General features: G+C 39.7%; 16 protein-coding genes. 6 read left to right on the forward strand and 10 right to left on the reverse strand.

All coding sequences use genetic code 11. From position 1 onward, the window contains the following. Window positions 1–13 precede the first annotated feature (13 nt). Genes kdpE through GWJ01_RS19075 form a run of 6 tightly spaced genes read right to left on the reverse strand, consistent with a single transcriptional unit; the run spans window position 14 to window position 7,881 of the window. On the reverse strand, window positions 14–697 hold the full coding sequence (kdpE, locus tag GWJ01_RS16195; protein ID WP_161711309.1) for a two-component system response regulator KdpE: 684 nt from the start codon (window positions 695–697) through the stop codon (window positions 14–16). After that, complete coding sequence (gene kdpD / locus GWJ01_RS16200) at window positions 694–3,414, reverse strand: two-component system sensor histidine kinase KdpD (protein WP_161711310.1); 2,721 nt, start codon at window positions 3,412–3,414, stop codon at window positions 694–696. Before kdpD ends, kdpE begins: the two co-directional genes overlap by 4 nt. 1 nt (window position 3,415) lies before the next feature. Then, window positions 3,416–4,012 (reverse strand): potassium-transporting ATPase subunit KdpC, encoded by a 597-nt coding sequence (gene kdpC / locus GWJ01_RS16205; RefSeq protein WP_109402318.1) that lies wholly within the window; start codon window positions 4,010–4,012, stop codon window positions 3,416–3,418. A gap of 10 nt (window positions 4,013–4,022) precedes the next feature. Continuing rightward, the gene (gene kdpB, locus GWJ01_RS16210) at window positions 4,023–6,080 is read right to left on the reverse strand and encodes a potassium-transporting ATPase subunit KdpB (protein WP_161711311.1); all 2,058 of its coding nucleotides are present in this window, start codon (window positions 6,078–6,080) and stop codon (window positions 4,023–4,025) included. Between the two features lie 11 nt (window positions 6,081–6,091). Next, a complete protein-coding gene (gene kdpA, locus GWJ01_RS16215) occupies window positions 6,092–7,795 on the reverse strand; it encodes a potassium-transporting ATPase subunit KdpA (RefSeq protein ID WP_161711312.1) in 1,704 nt (567 codons plus the stop codon). A 2-nt stretch (window positions 7,796–7,797) separates the two neighbouring features. Continuing rightward, entirely contained in the window at window positions 7,798–7,881 is an 84-nt protein-coding gene (locus GWJ01_RS19075) for a potassium-transporting ATPase subunit F (RefSeq protein WP_099660395.1), read from the reverse strand. 227 nt (window positions 7,882–8,108) lie between these two features. Here GWJ01_RS19075 and GWJ01_RS16220 point away from each other — a divergent pair, with 227 nt between their 5' ends. Together GWJ01_RS16220 and GWJ01_RS16225 are read left to right on the forward strand one after the other, a co-directional pair. Beyond that, entirely contained in the window at window positions 8,109–8,795 is a 687-nt protein-coding gene (locus tag GWJ01_RS16220) for an ankyrin repeat domain-containing protein (protein WP_161711313.1), read from the forward strand. Beyond that, a complete protein-coding gene (locus GWJ01_RS16225) occupies window positions 8,795–9,256 on the forward strand; it encodes a nucleoside deaminase (RefSeq protein ID WP_109402314.1) in 462 nt (153 codons plus the stop codon). Before GWJ01_RS16220 ends, GWJ01_RS16225 begins: the two co-directional genes overlap by 1 nt. 86 nt (window positions 9,257–9,342) lie before the next feature. Here the strand turns inward: GWJ01_RS16225 and dmsD are convergent, their stop codons facing one another. The 4 genes from dmsD to dmsA form a co-directional block, all read right to left on the reverse strand. After that, window positions 9,343–9,954, reverse strand: a complete 612-nt coding sequence (gene dmsD, locus GWJ01_RS16230; protein WP_161711314.1) for a Tat proofreading chaperone DmsD — start codon at window positions 9,952–9,954, stop codon at window positions 9,343–9,345. 175 nt (window positions 9,955–10,129) lie between these two features. Continuing rightward, window positions 10,130–10,987 carry a DmsC/YnfH family molybdoenzyme membrane anchor subunit gene (locus GWJ01_RS16235; protein WP_161711315.1) on the reverse strand — a complete coding sequence of 286 codons (858 nt, stop codon included), beginning with the start codon at window positions 10,985–10,987 and terminating at the stop codon, window positions 10,130–10,132. 1 nt (window position 10,988) lies between these two features. Next, entirely contained in the window at window positions 10,989–11,606 is a 618-nt protein-coding gene (locus tag GWJ01_RS16240) for a DMSO/selenate family reductase complex B subunit (protein WP_109402311.1), read from the reverse strand. An 11-nt stretch (window positions 11,607–11,617) separates the two neighbouring features. Continuing rightward, window positions 11,618–14,056, reverse strand: a complete 2,439-nt coding sequence (gene dmsA / locus GWJ01_RS16245) for a dimethylsulfoxide reductase subunit A (protein ID WP_109402310.1) — start codon at window positions 14,054–14,056, stop codon at window positions 11,618–11,620. A 674-nt stretch (window positions 14,057–14,730) separates the two neighbouring features. On the opposite strand from dmsA, the gene GWJ01_RS16250 reads away from it, so the two are divergent. The 4 genes from GWJ01_RS16250 (at window position 14,731) to GWJ01_RS16265 (ending at window position 19,511) form a co-directional block, all read left to right on the forward strand. Next, on the forward strand, window positions 14,731–16,101 hold the full coding sequence (locus GWJ01_RS16250; RefSeq protein WP_161711340.1) for a sucrose-specific PTS transporter subunit IIBC: 1,371 nt from the start codon (window positions 14,731–14,733) through the stop codon (window positions 16,099–16,101). Further along, window positions 16,102–17,508, forward strand: coding sequence for a sucrose-6-phosphate hydrolase (locus GWJ01_RS16255; protein WP_109402309.1), 1,407 nt, complete (start codon window positions 16,102–16,104; stop codon window positions 17,506–17,508). A gap of 55 nt (window positions 17,509–17,563) precedes the next feature. Beyond that, window positions 17,564–18,574: a LacI family DNA-binding transcriptional regulator gene (locus GWJ01_RS16260; protein WP_109402308.1), complete on the forward strand. Its 1,011-nt coding sequence runs from the start codon at window positions 17,564–17,566 to the stop codon at window positions 18,572–18,574. 82 nt (window positions 18,575–18,656) lie between these two features. Beyond that, a complete protein-coding gene (locus GWJ01_RS16265) occupies window positions 18,657–19,511 on the forward strand; it encodes an AraC family transcriptional regulator (RefSeq protein ID WP_109402307.1) in 855 nt (284 codons plus the stop codon). The last annotated feature ends 3 nt before the right edge of the window (window positions 19,512–19,514 follow it).

Consider the following 19,514-nt stretch of genomic DNA (forward strand, 5'->3'; position numbering starts at 1 on the left):
CTATTACCCTCAGTTACGGCATGAATCGATAACCGATCCCCGTTTCTGTAATTAAATGCACAGGACATGCGGGATTGGTTTCTAGTTTTTGGCGTAAATGACCCATATAAATGCGCAAATAGTGGCTATGTTCAACGAAATTAGGCCCCCAAACATGTTGCATTAAATGCCGTTGAGTAAGCACTTTTCCGCTGTTATTAACCAATTCACTTAGTAAACGAAATTCAGTCGGCGTTAAATGTACAGGTTCATTTTGACGAGTAACAATACGATTAACCCAATCAATCGTAATATCGCCAAAGGTAAATTGTGTGTTTTCATTTTCTTGTTTAACAAAACGGCGTAGTGACGCTCTAACTCTAGCTAATAACTCACTAATACCAAAAGGTTTAGTTAGATAGTCGTCCGCTCCTGCATCAAGCGCTTTTACTTTGTCTTGTTCCGAATCTCGAGCTGAAAGTACGATAACGGGTGTACTACTCCATTGACGAAAATCTTGAATAAAGCAGAGACCATCTTTATCCGGTAAGCCAAGATCAAGAATAACTAAATCAGGCTTTCTTGATGCCGCTTCAATTAATCCTCGTTGGCATTCACTGGCTTCATAAACACGAAATCCTTCGTTCTCTAAAGCAAGCCGAACAAAGCGTAAGATCTCTTTTTCATCTTCAATAATTAAAATGTTATATGGAGTCACTGTTTTATTTCAATCTCATCAATATCAGGGAGTAATTTTAAAGGTAAAACAAAGTGGAAACTTGCTCCACCTTTTTTATGGTTTTCAGAAAAATTATTGTTTTCAGCCCAAATTTCACCCTCATGTAAGCGAATAATCGCGCTACATATCGCTAAACCTAAGCCAACACCAGGAATTGCGGATTCTTTTACTGCGCGTGAAAATTTATTAAAAATAAGTTGTAGTTGGTCAGTCGGAATGCCATTGCCTTCATCCCACACCTCAACATGAATTTTAAAGGCTTCAATATAGGCTCTTACTCCGAGCTTTGTGTTTGGAGTCGTATATTTTACTGCATTTTCAAGTAAGTTCGTGATAACCCGTTCAATTAAATTACCATCACAATAAAGCAGTAAATCAGCCGGAATATCAATTTGTAATGGATGTTTATCAAGTAAATAAGAGAGTGACCGAATGGCACTGCCTGTAATTTCTTGCAGTGAATTCCATTGTAAATTCACTTCAATACCACCAGATTGAATACGTGCCATATCAAGTAGATTATTGACTAAACGCGAGGTTGTGAGGATCTGCTGTCGAATTTGGTTAACTTGTTCTGTATGGGATGAACCTTCAGCACTTAAATCGAGAAGCAAAATTTCTGATTGCCCAAACAGCACAGTAAGCGGTGTTTTTAAATCATGAGAAAGCGCCGCTAATAATGCATTTCTTAATTGCTCCCGTTCAATGTTAATTCGAGATTGTTCTGCAATTTCAGCTTGTTGTAATCGTTCGAGTGCATTAGCAATCAAACCATTAAACGTTTGCAATAGCTGCTGTTGTTCTGGAATAAGCAATTGGCGAAGATTATTAGGTTCAATAGCTAAAATAGCTAAAACTTGTTGAGATGCGGTAATCGGATGTAATTGGTAAGGCACACTTGGTAACGTATCTGTACCAGCACCTGCAATTTGGTCTTTATCACAACACCAGCGCGCAATGCCATTATCAATAGGTAAATGCCCCATACCTTTGGCATGAAAAGGCATTAATTCACCTTGTTTGTTGGGGAGTAATAAGCAAACTTTTGCATCAAACGCACTCGATAAAAAATGGTAACTGGTACGAACAACATCTTGTAATGTTACCGCGCGTCCCAGCTCTCTTGTCATTTCAAATAAGTGGCGAGTGCGTTGCTCTCTATAACGAGCAACGCGTGTTTGATAACGCATACCCGCAGTTAAATTACCGACTACCAATCCTACAATAAGCATGACTGTAAAAGTGATCAAATACTGCATATCGAGTACAGCAAGTGAAAAATGAGGCTGTACAAAGAACAAATCAAAACTAATGACATTGATTAATGCTGCAAAAATAGAAGGGCGACGACCAAAAAAGAGAGCAATTAATACTACGCCCAATAAATAGAGTGTCACTAAATTGGCTTTATCAAGCGCTAATAGAAATGTGCGAGAGAACAAGGTGATCGCTAAACATATTCCTATCGCTGTAAGATAGCCTTTTATCTCTTGTCGCCATTTTTCATTTTGTAGTGGTGCTGTTTTGGTTTTATAACGGAGCTCCTCGTCATTAAGAGCAACGCTGATAACATGAAGATCGGGTGCATAGCGTGCTAGTTTTTCTGCAAACCGCATCCGTATCCAACGTTTTAACCATTGCCATTTTTGATAAGCACGCTGACCAATAATCACTTTCCCAAGATTATGTTCTCTGGCGTAACGGATCACTGCTTTTTCAGCTTGGTTATCAGAAAGGATCGCGGTTCTTGCACCTAGATGTTGTGCCAGTTTTAAAGAGTGCAAAATTGCCCGGCGTTTATGCTCACCAATTTGATGAAGTTTAGGGGTTTCAACATAAATAGCATGCCATTGGCAACCAAAAGCGGCAGCATAACGAGCTGCCGTACGAACTAATTTGTCGTTACCACCATGAGCACCGAGACACACCATTAGACTATCTGTGGTGTGCCAAACAGGTGATGCTCCTTGGCTATCTCGAAATTCTTTAACTTGTGTATCAACTCTATCTGCCATACGACGTAAAGCTAATTCTCGTAGTGCGATTAAATTACCTTTACGAAAAAAGTGTTCGATGGCTCGTTCTGCTTGTCCGGCTAGATATACCTTGCCTTCATGCAAACGTTGTTGTAAATCATCAGGCGGTAAATCCACCATAACCACTTCATCAGCACTATCAAAAATATAGTCAGGGATCGTCTCTTGAACACGAATTCCTGTAATGCTTCCCACAATATCGTTAAGGCTTTCAATGTGTTGTACGTTTATTGTGGCAAGTACATCAATACCGGCATCCAATAGTTCTTCCACATCTTGCCAACGTTTAGGATGTCGGCATTTGTGTGGATTACTAAATGCCAGTTCATCCATTAATATCACGGCAGGATGTCTGGCTAATGCGGCATCTAAATCAAATGCTACAAGCTTTCTTCCATGATGATGAATACGCAGTGGTGGTAATAAAGGCAACCCATGAAGTAGCGCAGCCGTTTCTTGTCGTTGGTGCGTTTCAACAACACCAGCAAGCACATCAATACCTTGCTGGTGGAGGCGTTGAGCCTCTTGTAACATGGCATAAGTTTTCCCTACGCCAGCACAAGCGCCAAAAAATATTTTTAGGCGTCCACGAGTTGTTGTTCGCGTTGAAGCGAGTAAATCATCGGGTGAGGGTCGTTGCCACTGCTTTTCGAGTTCCATTTTATTGAGTACTCACTTTCTGCTGTTTTTCTGCACTTAATTTATCTAGTGCCTGATTTAGCATAAACACATTCACAACAGGTTCACCCATAAACGACAATAATGGTGATGTTGTATTGTTTTTTATTAATTGCTCAATTTCATTTTTAGTGAGTTGGCGAGAATATGCAATATTTTCAATTTGATAATAAGTTGCTTGTAGTGAAATATGAGGATCAAGCCCACTTCCTGATGCTGTGACTAAATCAACAGGAACAACATGTTGATTATCCGTTGTTTTTTTCCATGTTTGGATACGTTTAGTTATTTCATTAAGAAGTAATGGATTTGATGTTGCCAGCTGGCTAGCACCTGATGCCATGCTGTTATAGGGCATTTCTGACGTCATTGATGGACGACTTTTAAAATAATCATCCCGCGTAAATTGTTGCCCAATCAATTCAGAGCCAATAAGTTTATTATCTTTATACACGAGAGAGCCGTTTGCTTGCCACGGAAAAATAAGGTTGGCTAATCCTGTAACAAGTAAAGGATAGGCAAGCCCAGTTATTAGTGTGAGTAATAATAACATCACTAAAGATGAACGAAATAGATGCATATAAAACTCCTTAAAACCCAATAAACGCTAAGATCATATCGATGATTTTAATGCCAATAAAAGGGACTAATAACCCGGTGATCCCGTATAAAGAGAGGTTACGGCGCAATAATGAGTGCGCAGAAACAGGGCGATAGTGAACACCTTTAAGGGCTAGAGGGATCAAAAAGACTATAATTAAGGCATTGAAAATAACGGCAGATAACATTGCAGATGCGGGTGAATGTAAGTTCATGACATTAAGCATATTGAGTTGTGGGTAAGTGACTGCAAAAGCCGCAGGAATAATGGCAAAGTATTTTGCGATATCGTTGGAAATACTAAATGTAGTTAAAGCGCCTCGTGTCATTAGCATTTGTTTACCAATATGCACCACTTCGATTAATTTTGTTGGATTAGAATCTAAATCAACCATATTTCCCGCTTCTTTGGCAGCTTGAGTACCTGAATTCATCGCAACAGCGACATCAGCTTGTGCCAATGCAGGAGCATCATTAGTACCATCGCCGGTCATTGCGACTAATCGACCTTCAGATTGATATTGACGAATTAATGCCAATTTTGCCTCAGGTGTTGCTTCAGCCAGAAAATCATCAACACCCGATTCTGCTGCGATAGCCGCTGCCGTAAGATGATTATCGCCAGTGATCATGACCGTTTTTATACCCATTTGGCGAAGTTGAGCAAAACGCTCTTTAATTCCGCCTTTCACAATATCTTTAAGCTCAACAACACCTAAGATTTTCTGATTTTCGACCACCACCAGCGGTGTTCCCCCCGTTCTTGCCACTTGTTCGACTATTGTGGTGACTTCATCAGGAAAATGACCGTGACTGACTTCAATATGGCGACGAATAGCATCAACAGAACCCTTGCGGATCAAGCGTTCACCTAAATTAACGCCACTCATTCTTGTCATTGCAGAGAAGGGAATAAAAGAAGCCCCAATTGACGCTAAATCGCGTTCGCGCAAATTGAAACGTTGTTTAGCGAGGATCACAATGCTTCTGCCTTCAGGCGTTTCATCTGCAAGCGAACTTAGTTGTGCTGCATCCGCAAGCTGTTTTTCACTAATACCTGAAAGAGGAATAAAACGAGATGCTTGGCGATTACCCAGTGTAATAGTGCCCGTTTTATCAAGAAGCAAGACATCAACATCACCTGCGGCTTCCACAGCGCGCCCACTGGTTGCAATTACATTGGCATCAAGCATTCGGCTCATACCCGCCACACCAATCGATGAAAGCAATCCACCGATCGTAGTAGGGATCAAACATACTAACAACGCAATCAAGGTTACTACTGAAATAACAGCGCCATGACCTTGAAATTCGACAGCAAAAACACTAAATGGATAAAGGGTAATGCAAGCCAATAAGAAAATCAGTGTCAGAGCGGTTAATAGGATAGTTAAAGCCACTTCATTTGGCGTTTTTCTACGTTTAGCGCCTTCCACCATTCCAATCATGCGATCGAGAAATGAATTGCCAGCTTCAGCAGTGCAACGAATAATCAGCCAATCTGACAATACTCGAGTTCCTCCTGTTACAGAAGAAAAGTCACCGCCTGACTCACGGATCACCGGCGCTGATTCCCCTGTAATCGCACTTTCATCAACAGAAGCACCGCCTTCAATCACTTCACCATCACAAGGAATAACTTCACCGGCATTGACTAAAACGATATCACCTTTATGCAGTGAGAAAGAGTCTACGGTTTCTTTCGAGGAATTAATATCTGCGTGATGTAAACGTACTGCTTTGGATTGTTGTTTGGCTCCACGTAAGCTCGCTGCTTGTGCTTTACTTCGACTTTCTGCTAATGACTCAGCAAAATTGGCAAATAGCAATGTCACCCATAACCAAATCATTACTTGTGAAGTAAAGTGATTATCATTAGGGAGATAACCTAACAGCGAAGCAATCCAAATTCCGCTAGTTAAAAGCGCACCAACATAAACAATAAACATAACGGGGTTACGCCATTGTGCTTGAGGTGTGCATTTTTTTATTGCATCAAAGAAAGCCGACATCACGGTTTTTCTGTCAAAAAGTTGCGTTGTTTTCATGATACGTTTCCTTATTTAGCCCAAAACAGTTGTAAATGTTCTGCTATAGGGCCAAGTGCTAATGCTGGAACAAAAGTCAGGGCGCCGATCATTAATACAGTGAGGATCAATAACAAAATAAATAGCGGTGAAGTGGTAGAGAGAGTTGCCAGGCTTTCTGGCTGACGTTTTTTCACGGCTAAACTACCTGCAATAGCTAAAACCGGTAACATGACACCGAAACGGCCAATCAACATGGCAAGCCCTAATAATAGATTGTAAAAAGGTGAGCTGGCGTTAAGTCCAGCAAAGGCACTGCCATTATTATTAGCAGCAGAAGTAAAGGCATATAACACTTCACTAAAACCATGAGGACCTGGATTTAAAATGGCTTCGCGACCAATATCAGTAAATAAGGCGAGGGTTGTGCCTAATAAAACCACGGCTGGAGAGATTAAAATAGCAACCGCTACCCATTTCATTTCAGCAACACCAATCTTTTTACCAAGGTATTCAGGTGCTCGCCCAACCATTAATCCAGCGATAAATACGGCTAATAATACATAGAGGATCATGCCGTAAAATCCTGATCCCACACCGCCAAAGACCACTTCTCCGGTTTGCATTAACCACATTGGCACCATGCCACCTAAAGCCGTTAATGAATCATGCATGGCATTGACTGCACCACAAGATGCCGCTGTTGTGACAGCAACAAAAATCGCGCTACCAATTATGCCAAAGCGTGTTTCTTTGCCTTCCATATTTAGTGAGCTATCTGTACCAGCAAAGATAAGCTCTGGATTTCCTTGCCATTCAGCCCAAGTGATCACAGCAACGGCAACAATGAAAATTAGCGTCATAGCCCAAAGTAAGGTATAGCCTTGGCGTTGCATCCCACTTAAACGACCAAAGGCAAAACATAAGGCAGTAGGAATAAGAAATATGGCAAGGATCTGCAAGAAGTTGCTGAATGACGTTGGGTTTTCGTAAGGATGTGCAGAGTTTGCTGCAAAATATCCACCACCATTTGTACCCAAGAGTTTAATTGCTTCTTGAGATGCAACAGGCCCCATTGGTAACCATTGTTGGTGTCCATCAAGACCTTGACTTAATACCGCAGGATGAAAGTTTTGTATAACGCCTTGGCTGACAAATAACAGCGACCAAATAATGGCTAAAGGCAATAAAACATATAACGTAATACGCCCAATATCGATCCAAGCATTCCCTAATGAGGTACAAGAAGATTGAGTTAATGCTCTAATTAAAACGAAGGCAACAGCAATACCTGTTGTTGCAGATAAAAAATTTTGTACGGCAAGCCCCGTCATTTGACTTAAATAACTGACAGCCATTTCACCGCTGTAAGCTTGCCAATTCGTATTTGTGATAAAGCTAATTGTGGTATTTAACGCTAAATCCCAACTCATATTAGGGGCAAATTGAGGATTTAAAGGTAAATAGCCTTGGTTAAGCAATATGACAAATAATAGAATTGCGCCCATTAAATTAAAAATAAGTAGAGCGAGCATATAGTGATACCAGCTCATCGGCTGGATTGTTTTTCCTGCGGGTTTAAAACCACAACAACGCCAAACAATATGTTCGATTTGAGTAACCCAATGAGGTAAGTCACCTTCAATAAGGCGAGCTAAATAATGTCCAAGTATTTTCCCCATTACAAATAATGTGATAAGAAAAACAGCAAGATATATCCACATCGTTGTTGCCATTTTTAAAATGCCTCTGCGTTAAATAATACATAGATAAGATAAGCAGTGAGCAAAACAACTAATGCCACAGCACCGAATATCAGCATCAGAACAATCCTTTTACTATTTAGATTGAGTGAGCGTACTTAAAGGTCTGTAAAGATGTTGATAAAAGAGATATGGGAAGTGTAAAAAAAGTATAAAAATGACTTAATAGATGGTTTATTACCCCTTGATTTGTTGAAATAATGTCATGCCTTTGTTAGATATGGAGTGAGTTCAAAGAGTAGGCTAATTAAATGAGTGGGAATTAGCACTTTCTAGGAGATATTGAATGAATACTCTCTATCTAAAGGCTAAATGGTTTTTATACTTCTTAAGCCTGTTAATGATTTCATCTATCTTTATGGTTAAAGCGATGGCAAATTCTGATAAGGCATACCTAGTTACACTGGCACAAGAGGGAAATTTATCTGAATTAAAACGTCAGATAGAACAAGGTGCAAATATTGAACAACGTGATCTAAAGTTACGCACACCGCTAATGGCGGCTACACATGCCAACCAAATTGAGGTTGCAAAATATCTGATTGAGCATGGTGCAGATGTTAATGCCCGTGATGCTATTCATGATTCACCGTATCTTTATGCGGGTGCAAGAGGTTTACAGGAGATCTTAGAATTAACGTTATCGCATGGCGCCTCGCTTAAAAGTGTTAATCGTTATGGTGGAACAGCATTAATTCCTGCATCAGAGCGAGGTCATGTAAAAACAGTAAAAACATTGATTGATGCTGGTGTAGATGTTGATCATATTAATCGTTTAGGTTGGACGGCTTTAATTGAAGCAATTATTTTAGGTGATGGTAGCCAAAAATATGAAGAGATTGTGACTTTACTTATTAAAGGTGGAGCTAATGTTAATCTTGCTGATGGTTCAGGCCATACACCTTTAACCTTGGCTAAAGATAAAGGTTACACAAATATTGTTAATATACTTGAACAAGCGGGGGCAAAATAATGTCAGATAACCAATTTATACAACAAGCCATATCGCTTGCAATGGATAATGTGAAAGTGGGGGGAAGGCCATTTGGCGCAGTTATTGTGAATAATGGTCAAGTGATTGCAAGTGCTGTTAATCAGATAATAACGACAAATGATCCCACTGCTCATGCTGAATTATTAGCATTACGGGAAGCCGGTAAAGTATTAGGGCGAACAAAACTAGATGATTGTATTGTTTATGCCAGTGGACAACCTTGTCCAATGTGTCTTGCCGCAATGCGTATGGCGGGGATCTCTAAAATTTTTTATGCTTATTCTAATGAGGATGCAGAGCCTTACGGACTATCGACAGCCCATATTGCTAAAGTATTAAGAAAGGAACCAGAGCAACAAGATGGCCTCCAATTTACACAGATAAAAACCGAAGATGAAACACAACCTAGGCTTTATCAGTTTTGGTCGAAACAATCATAAGAACGTTAACTTTTTATATATCAAAGCCCTAAAAGCGAGAATTTATTTCGCCTTTAGGGCTTCACATTTTTACTGTCTATTGTAAATCAACAAAATAACTGTTTTTCAGCAGGAGTGACATTTAACTGAGATTGCCAGTTTTTTAGTGTTAATGTTGCCAGCATGGCTAAACCTTCGTAATAAGGGAATGCGCCTTGCAAAGATAACTTTTCTAAATAACGATAAGCCCATGGCAGAAGGTGTTCAGCTAATAGCTCATTTAATTTTTCAGGGCGAGTTTCTGCAATCCATGCCACCATCATCACCATTAAACCAAAGTGATCTTCTGGCTCATTTTGAGTTAATGCAATATCAATGCCGTTTTCTAGCATCCACTCGCGTAAATCTAATGTTGAGTTACCGAATAATACATTTTCATGATCAAGATAAACAGAGCCCCAAGGTGGCGCCGGTAGTGCGTAAGGGCCGACAAATAAACGTTGATATGCCTGTGCTAAAGTTTCTTCCGCTAATGTGGTTTGTGAAAGAAGGTTAGCAATGCGTTGCTTTTCTTCATCACTGCCATAAGGCCATTCTTCAACCCACTTTTGACTAGATAGCAGCTCGACAATGTCACTTTTCTCCGTAGGTGCGTAATAAAACGCGGCGCCTAAAATACGCGCAGTGAGAGAGATATCAGTAATAAGTTGTTGTTCCATAATATTTTTATAATCCGCTTAGATTTATTGTCTTTACTATATGCGATTTTCTATCTAAACATAATGACGAAGATTAAAAAAGAGTGATACCGCATTATAAAAGGAAAACCGCCATAACAGATAAAAAGTATGGGCTTTTTAACTATTACAGCGGTTTAAAGGTAGCCGTTTTTAATTAGCCAACTATCGCCATACCGACAGTCATATGTAAACCATAGAACACACCGCGTCCTATAAACTCACCAGCAAACACTAAAATAAAGCCCAATGCTAACAATGCAACAGAAGGGTTATTTTTACGTAACAGTGGCGCAATCCAGCAACTTAAGCCTAAAACTAAAGCCACTAATTTAATACCCATTAAAGCACCATAGTTAGGGACTAAATCCACCGCTTTTTGCACAGAGGTTTGAATAGAGCCTAATTCAAAACCTTGTGATGTTGCCACAATGGCACTCACAACAATCGCGATAACACTTAATAATGGCAATGCACTGACACAATTGAGGTTAAAACCCGCAATACGCAGTAAAAGTGCCGCTAAAATAGGGCCACCGATAAAGGCGGTTAGCACAAAATTAAATGTCGTGTAGCTGTTATACCAAGTTGGAACGGTATCAATTTGGTATACACGAGAGATCGCCGTAATAAATAATGCGGCTAATACCATAACCAGCGCGACCCATAATTTACCTAATGCAGCGGGCATTTTATTAAGTACAGCCAGTAACCAGTAAATACCACCCAGTGCAAAGAAAATTGAACCGCTGGCAATTTCATTACTTAATGATGAGTGACCTAGACGAAGTAATGAGTTAAATGCACGTAGTGGAGTTCCCATGTGCATCATGGATAGTAAGAAACCAATTCCCATTAATGCCCAGAGTCCAAACATGCTGTAATGCACTTTTCGGTTCATTTCTGCGGAGAGCTTACCCGAAAGAATAGCGCATCCCATAATAATAAAAGCGCCAGCAACACTTTGACCGATAACGGTAAAAAACATTAGTGGCCATTCATGCAATCCCACCATCTTACACCTCCCCTGGGTTTGCCAGATGACCGGTGGTATCACCCACAGGACGGCTATTGGCATTTAATTTAAGGACAATATTTGGCTTGGTATATTTTGCTGAAGGAAGTGGGGCGATTTCAGCTAAATCACCATATTTAGCGCGTAACTCTTCAATCGGTGCCATATCTAATGCACGTAGTGGACAAGATTCGACACAAATCGGTTTTTTACCTTCGGCTACACGCTCATAGCAACCATCACATTTGGTCATATGACCTTTGACTTCATCAAATTGCGGTGCGCCATAAGGGCAAGCCATATGACAATAGCGACAACCGATACAAATATCTTCGTTAACGACAACAAAGCCGTCTTCACGTTTATGCATCGCACCACTTGGGCAAACTTTGGCACAAGCGGGATCGTCACAGTGGTTACACGAAATAGATAGGTAATAAGCAAAAACGTTCTGTGTATAAACGCCATCTTGCTCTGTCCAATCACCACCCGCATATTCATAGATACGGCGGAAATTGACTTCAGGGGATAAATTTTTAAAATCCTTGCACGCCAGTTCACAGGTTTTGCAGCCGGTGCAACGACTTGAATCAATGTAAAAACCATATTGCGTTGACATAACCAGACTCCTTACGCCTTGACGACTTCAACAAGATTACTGTGAGAAGGATTACCCTTAGCGAGAGGTGAAGGGCGTTGTGTCGTTAACACGTTAATGCTACCTGCGTGATCGATACGGTTGCTATCTGGGTTATACCAAGCGCCTTCACTTAAACCGACTACACCAGGTAAAATACGAGGTGTAACTTTTGCGTTGATCCTAACTTCACCACGATCGTTATAAATACGCACTAAATCACCGTGTTTGATACCGCGCTTAGACGCATCAACAGGGTTGATCCACATCTCTTGAGGGCAAGCAGCTTTTAAGACATCAACGTTGCCATAAGTTGAGTGAGTGCGTGATTTATAGTGGAATCCTGTCATTTGTAATGGATATTTTTCCATTGCCGGGTCGCCATAACTTTCAAAGCCAGCAGAATAGACAGGCAGTGGATCAATCACATCGTCAGACGCCAGCTCCCATGTCGCTTTAATGTTGGCAAGCTGAGAAGAATAAATCTCAATTTTGCCTGATGGTGTGGTTAATGGGTTATTTTCAGGATCCTCACGGAATTTACGATAAGCAACGTGATGGCCTTCAGGATCGCGTTTTTTGAAGATACCTTGAGCTCGGAATTCTTCAAAAGTCGGCAGTTCAGGTAAGTTTTGACGAGATTGCTCGTAAAGATGACGTAACCACTCTTCTTGAGTACGGTTTTCAGTGAATTTTTCACCCACTCCCATACGTTTTGCAATTTCGCTTGTCATTTCATAGATATTACGGCTTTCAAAACGAGGTTTGATTGCCTGATCAGCGAAAATAACATAAGCCATATTACCCGCTGAAGCATCCATACAGAAATCCATCTGTTCTGATGCAGTGCAGTCAGGCAGTAGAATATCGGCATATTTAGCAGATGCTGTCATATGGTTATCGATCACCACAATCATTTCGCATTTTTTATCGTCTTGCAAAATGTCATGAGTACGATTGATTTCAGAATGTTGGTTAACTAAGCAGTTACCCGCGTAGTTCCATACCATTTTGATAGGTACATCAAGCTTGTCTTTACCACGAACACCATCACGGGTTGCGGTCATTTCAGGGCCACGTAAAATGGCATCCGTCCACATAAACATGGAAATGCTGGTGGTGACTGGGTTAGTTAGCGTTGGCATACGAACAAAAGGAATACTGTAAGAGCCTTCACGAGCACCAGTATTACCGCCGTTAATTCCCACATTCCCCGTTAAAATAGAGAGCATCGCAATAGCGCGAGAAGCAAGCTCACCGTTAGAACGGCGTTGAGGCCCCCAGCCTTGTGTAATATAAGCTGGTTTTGCTGTTGCGATTTCACGCGCTAATTTAACAATACGTGAAGCAGGGATGCCAGTGATTTGCGCTGCCCATTCAGGGGTTTTTGGCTGACCATCTGCGCCATCACCTAAAATATAGGCTTTATAGTGACCATTTTTTGGCGCACCTTCTGGCATAGTGGTTTCATCATAACCAACACAGTATTTATCTAAGAAAGGCTTATCCACTAAGTCTTCTTTGATCATGACATAAGCTAATGCATTGACTAATGCCGCATCTGTTCCCGGACGAATAGGGATCCATTCATCTTCACGGCCTGCACCTGTATCGGTATAGCGTGGGTCGATGATAATCATTCGTGCATCAGATTTTTCACGTGCTTGCTCAACATAATAGGTAACACCGCCACCACTCATACGTGTTTCGCCTGGATTATTACCGAACATCACGACAAGTTTGGTGTTTTCAATATCTGAAGGGCTATTACCATCTGCCCAACCACCATAGGTATAGTTTAAGCCAGCCGCGATTTGCGCCGTACTATAGTCACCATAGTGATTAAGATAACCACCACAACAATTCATTAAACGTGCAATTAATGTTGCACCCGGTGGCCAAGACTTCGTCATAGTGCCACCTAAAGTACCTGTACCGTAGTTTAGATAAATAGATTCATTACCATAATCTTTGATTAAACGTTTCATGGTATCTGAAATAGTATCAAACGCTTCATCCCATGAAATACGTTCAAATTTACCTTCACCACGTTTACCTACACGTTTCATTGGATAACGTAAACGGTCTGGATTATAAACACGACGACGCATAGAACGACCACGTAAACAGGCACGAACTTGGTGTAATTCTTCGTAGACATCATTGCCTGTGTTATCAGTTTCGACGTACTTAATTTCACCATCAACCACATGCATACGTAATGGACAACGGCTACCGCAGTTTACAGTACAGGCGCTCCATACCACTTTTTCGCTGTTGGTTGTTGGTTTTGTTTCTGAGGCGACGGCTTGATTAAAGGGGAGAGATAATCCCCCAGCAGTTATTGCTAAACCACCCGCTGCACCTGTTTTTACAAAACGACGGCGAGATAAGGGAGTGGAAAGTAACGCCATCTCTTTGATGTTTTTCATACATTACTCACTTGATTATTTATATTTTCAAGAAAAAAGAAGCCCATAAGCTTATAGAGAAATAATTATTGTTATTGTTGTTAAAAAATAAGCATTTTAACGTAGGCAATAAAACCCAACTGTTAATGTGGATACTACGTATTTTCTAAAAGTTGTAGTTGCTTTACATCAAAGAAAAGTGATTTATTACAAGCGTTACCAGTTTTTGAGGTTAACTTAAGTTTTTGTATTAATTAAATTTAATCATTTGATTAAATACATTATATAATAAAATACATAACGATTTATGAGGTATTGTAATGTTACGGATAACAGAAAATAGCAGAGTAATAATGTGCTATCTATCAGATTTAAATAGATTATTTACCAATAAAACTAATGAATGGAATATATTTTTCTAAAATTAAATTATTTAACATTATATTAATTTATTTAGCTAAACAAAAAATAAATTGTTTAGCCTGTCGATTGTATTCACTTCTCTCTTACTATCTAAATAAGATTAATTATCTGTTTTTTTGTCGTTTAGATCACAAATAAAACGCTTTTATACGCATATTTATTGCCATTTAAGATAGGTTTTTATTTAATCAAGTTATTAGCTAAACCGTTTTAGTTTTTGTGGTTTCTATTAATAATCGTTTATAAATGAAGTAAGAGTTACTGAGGCTATGATGAATATTGAAAATATTGCTCGCCAACTAGTACCTTTATTGGGAGGTGCTGAAAACATTGCCAGTGCGGCGCATTGTGCTACTCGTTTAAGACTTGTATTAGTCGATGACACTAAAGCTGATAAAGAGGCAATCAATAAATTAGAGGGTGTGAAAGGGTGTTTTAGTAACGCAGGGCAAATTCAAGTGATTTTTGGTACTGGCTTAGTCAATAAAGTTCATGCTGCATTTATTGCGGCTGCCGGCATTGGTGAATCAAGCAAATCTGAAGCTGCCAATATTGCGGCTAAAAAACTCAATCCATTTCAACGTATTGCCAGACTGCTTTCTAATATCTTTGTTCCCATTATTCCCGCTATTGTGGCGTCAGGTTTATTAATGGGATTACTGGGATTAATGAAAACTAACCAATGGGTAAGTCCTGATAATGCACTCTATATCATGCTTGATATGTGTAGCTCTGCGGCATTTATTATTTTACCTATTTTAATTGGCTTTACAGCCGCAAAGGAGTTTGGCGGAAATCCTTATCTTGGTGCAACACTCGGTGGAATTCTAACGCATCCCGCATTAACTAATGCGTGGGGCGTTGCTGCGGGTTTTAACACCATGAATTTCTTTGGATTAGAAGTCGCCATGATTGGTTATCAAGGCACTGTTTTTCCAGTATTACTTGCCGTTTGGTTTATGAGTGTATTGGAAAAACAATTACGTAAAGTTGTTCCTAATGCCCTCGATTTAATTATCACGCCATTTTTAACCGTCATTATTTCAGGGTTTGTCGCGTTATTAGTCATAGGGCCTGTTGGTCGCCTTTTAGGTGACGGTATTTCATTATTATTAAGCACCTTAATTACACAAGCGGGTTGGATTGCAGGGCTGATTTTTGGTGGACTCTATTCTGTGATTGTTATTACAGGTATTCATCATAGTTTTCATGCAGTTGAAGCTGGTTTATTAGGCAACCCAAATATTGGGGTTAATTTTTTATTGCCAATTTGGGCGATGGCAAATATTGCTCAAGGGGGAGCTTGTATTGCTGTTTGGTTTAAAACCAATGATGCAAAAATTAAAGCTATTACGATCCCCTCAGGCTTCTCCGCTATGTTAGGCATTACTGAAGCTGCCATTTTCGGGATCAATTTACGTTATGGAAAACCATTTATTGCGGCTTTAATTGGTGGTGCAGCTGGAGGCGCTTGGGTTGTAGGCTCGCATGTTTATATGACAGCCGTAGGGTTGACTGCCATTCCGGGTATTGCAATCGTGCAAGCAGGTTCAATGATGAACTATATTATTGGCCTTGTGATTGCCTTTGTGACTGCGTTTGTTATCTCTCTTTTGCTGAAATACAAAGTGGAGTCTGCATAAATGAACACAAACGAAGGGTTATCTGCGATTTTACAATCGGTCATGCGTAATAGCGCTAAAACCATAAAAGATAAATATTATCCGCATTGGCATTTAGCGCCAGTAACTGGGTTATTAAATGATCCCAATGGGTTTTGTTTTGATGGCGAATATTATCATCTATTTTATCAATGGAACCCTTTGTCTTGTGAGCACAAACATAAATGTTGGGGTCATTGGCGCTCAAATGATTTGATTACTTGGCAGCATCAACCTATTGCTTTATTGCCTGATGAATTTTACGACAAAGATGGCTGTTATTCCGGTAGTGCCGTGATCCACCAAGGGCAATTAACCCTTTGTTATACTGGTAATGTCAAATTTGAGGATGGCTCTCGTACGGCATGGCAATGTTTAGCTATTGAAAATAAGCAGGGAGGGTTTGATAAGTTAGGGCCTGTATTAGGGCTTCCTGAAGGTTATAGTGGTCATGTCCGTGATCCGAAGATATGGCAATATAATGATGTCTGGTACATGGTATTAGGCGCACAAAATTTAGATAAACAAGGAAAAGTTTTACTCTATCGTGCATCTCACTTATATCAATGGCAATTAGTCGGCGAGTTAGCGGGAAGTTATTTAGGCGGGTTAGCTGATGCGGGTTATATGTGGGAATGCCCAGATCTCTTTGAATTAGATGATCATTTTATTTTATTAACATGTCCCCAAGGTATAAAAAAAGAGCAACAGCGATTTTTAAATTCGCATTCTAGTGCCTATTTAATAGGAGATTTTGATTATTCAACATTGCAATTTCAGCATGGTGATTTAATCGAACTAGATGCAGGTTTTGAGTTTTACGCACCTCAAACAACATTAGCGAATGGTAGACGTTTATTATTTGGTTGGATGGGAGTTCCTGATGGTGAAGAGATGTATCAACCGACCATTGCTAATGGTTGGATACACCAAATGACTTGCCCTCGCGAATTACATATAAAAGAAGGGAAGCTTTATCAACAACCCGTAAAGGAGTTACAGCAACTCAGACAAAAGCCAGCATATTGGCAGGGTATTGCTGATGATGCGCCAGATATTAGCGGATTTTTATTTGAACTTGAAGTAGAACTATTCGGCTCTCTTACTATTCATTTTTCTGATACTCTTGTTTTACTTATTGAAAATAATCAAGCCGTACTAAAACGCCGTAGTGTTAAAAACGGGGAATGGCAATCACGTTTCTGGTCTGGTGAGATAAAAGATCTTCAAATATTATGTGATAGCTCAAGTGTAGAGATTTTCTTTAATGGTGGTGCTGGCGTAATGAGTAGTCGTTTTTTTCCTTCAGAAAAACGGACTATTTGTTTTTTGGGAAAAGACACCATAAATCTTACAACTTGGCAATTAAAGAATATATTACTTAGCTAAATAAGATTATATACACAGTTTAAATTTAGCGAACGTGACATTAAGTAGAATAACAGTGAAAAAACAAAAACGTATCACGATCACCGACATTGCAAAATTAGCCGGTGTTTCAAAAACAACGGCAAGCTTGGTGTTAAATGGCCGAGGTAAAGAGATGCGCGTTTCGGATGATACCATCGCGCGTATTACGACTATTGCTGAACAATATCAGTATAAGCCTAATATTCATGCTCGCTCTTTACGTGATAATCGTAGTTATGCGTTGGGATTAGTTATTCCTGATATTACTAACTATGGTTTTGCTTCCATGGCTTATGAGCTAGAAATATTATGCAGAGATGCGGGTATCCAGTTACTTATTTCCTGTACTGATGAAAACGCGGCTCAAGAAACGCTAGCAATAGAACATCTGTTATCACGACAAATTGACGGTTTAATTGTGGCTTCTTGTTTACAAAGTGATTTTGAATATCAACGTTTAAGTAAACAAATACCTGTTGTGTTATTTGACCGATATTTTGAAGGAACAACATTGCCTTTTGTTGTCACCGATTCAATAACGGCAACACAACAGCTTATTGCAGAAATTGCTTCGACAAAAGGTATTGATGAATTTTATTTTCTAGGTGGGCAGTCAACACTTTCACCGACTAAGGATCGTCTTTTAGGTTTTACGCAAGGGCTTTCACAAGCACAAATCAATCTAAAATCAGAATGGGTTATTCATGGACATTATCACCCAAGTTCGGGTTATGAAATGTTTGGCTCTTTGTGTGCATCGCTAGGGCGAGCGCCTAAGTTTGTTTTTACTTCTGCTTGTGGCTTATTAGATGGAGTGTTGCGCTATCTAAGTCAAAATAAACAGATGCAAAATGAAGTCTATTTGACAGGTTTTGATGATCACTATCTTTATGATTCATTATCAATACCCATAGATACAATTGCTCAAAATAACCCTGAGTTAGCTTCACACTGTTTCCGACTGATTATGGGATTAATTAACCAGACAAATTTAGGATCTCATCAAATTTTTGTTCCAGCAAAAATTCATCAACGACATGAGTAAGACTGAGCAATTTTATGCAATCATCAGTATAGTGTTTATGATACAAGCTGATGATTTTTACTGTTGATGGAGTCAATATTCAATGCGACAAGAGCAGGCTAAACTTATTCACCTTCCTGAGCTTAATAGCCTTGCTTATCTGCAAGCTGAATATTTATATCAAACTTTCTCTCGCCATACCCATGAAGGCTTCTGTATTGGTGTAATTGATGATGGCGCACAACAGTTTTATCGCACAGGAAGTGAACATATAGCCCCTAAAGGCGATATCATTATTGTTAATGCAGATGAAGTTCATACCGGCTCCTCTGCGGTTGAATCTGGTTGGGCGTATCAAGCTATTTATCCCACACCAGAATATCTGCAAACATTAACGCGTGATTTACAGCAAGAGCGTGGTTCAACGCCATGGTTTCCTGATGCCGTCATTCACGATCCGGGTTTAAGTCAGCAGCTTTTATTGCTTTTTTCATTATTAGAACAACCCAATAATTTTCTACTTAAAGAGTCTCTGTTACTTTCAACAATGGCAATGTTGATATTGCGTTATAGCAAAACACGAATTCAAGAAAAGCCGTTGAGTGCAATAGGTCAACGCTTGCAATGGGTAAGTGAATTAATGAATGACACACCTGAAAATGAATTTTCACTTAATACCTTAGCCGAGATGGTAAATTTAAGCCCTTGGCATTTTTTACGTCAATTTAAAAAAGAAATTGGCATGACTCCCCACGCTTGGCTTATTCAAGCGCGAATTCGCAAAGCAAGACAATTACTTTCTTTAGGTCATACGCTTTCTGATGTTACACAACTTTGTGGTTTTTCAGATCAAAGCCATTTTCATCGCCATTTTAAAAATGCCATTGGTGTCACGCCGGGTAATTATTTAAAAGGGCTTCGATTGTCATCCTCTTTAAAATCCCCTTTATTGTCATAAAAA

The sequence above is a fragment of the Proteus sp. G2618 genome, from assembly GCF_009915995.1.
Taxonomy (GTDB): domain Bacteria; phylum Pseudomonadota; class Gammaproteobacteria; order Enterobacterales; family Enterobacteriaceae; genus Proteus; species Proteus terrae.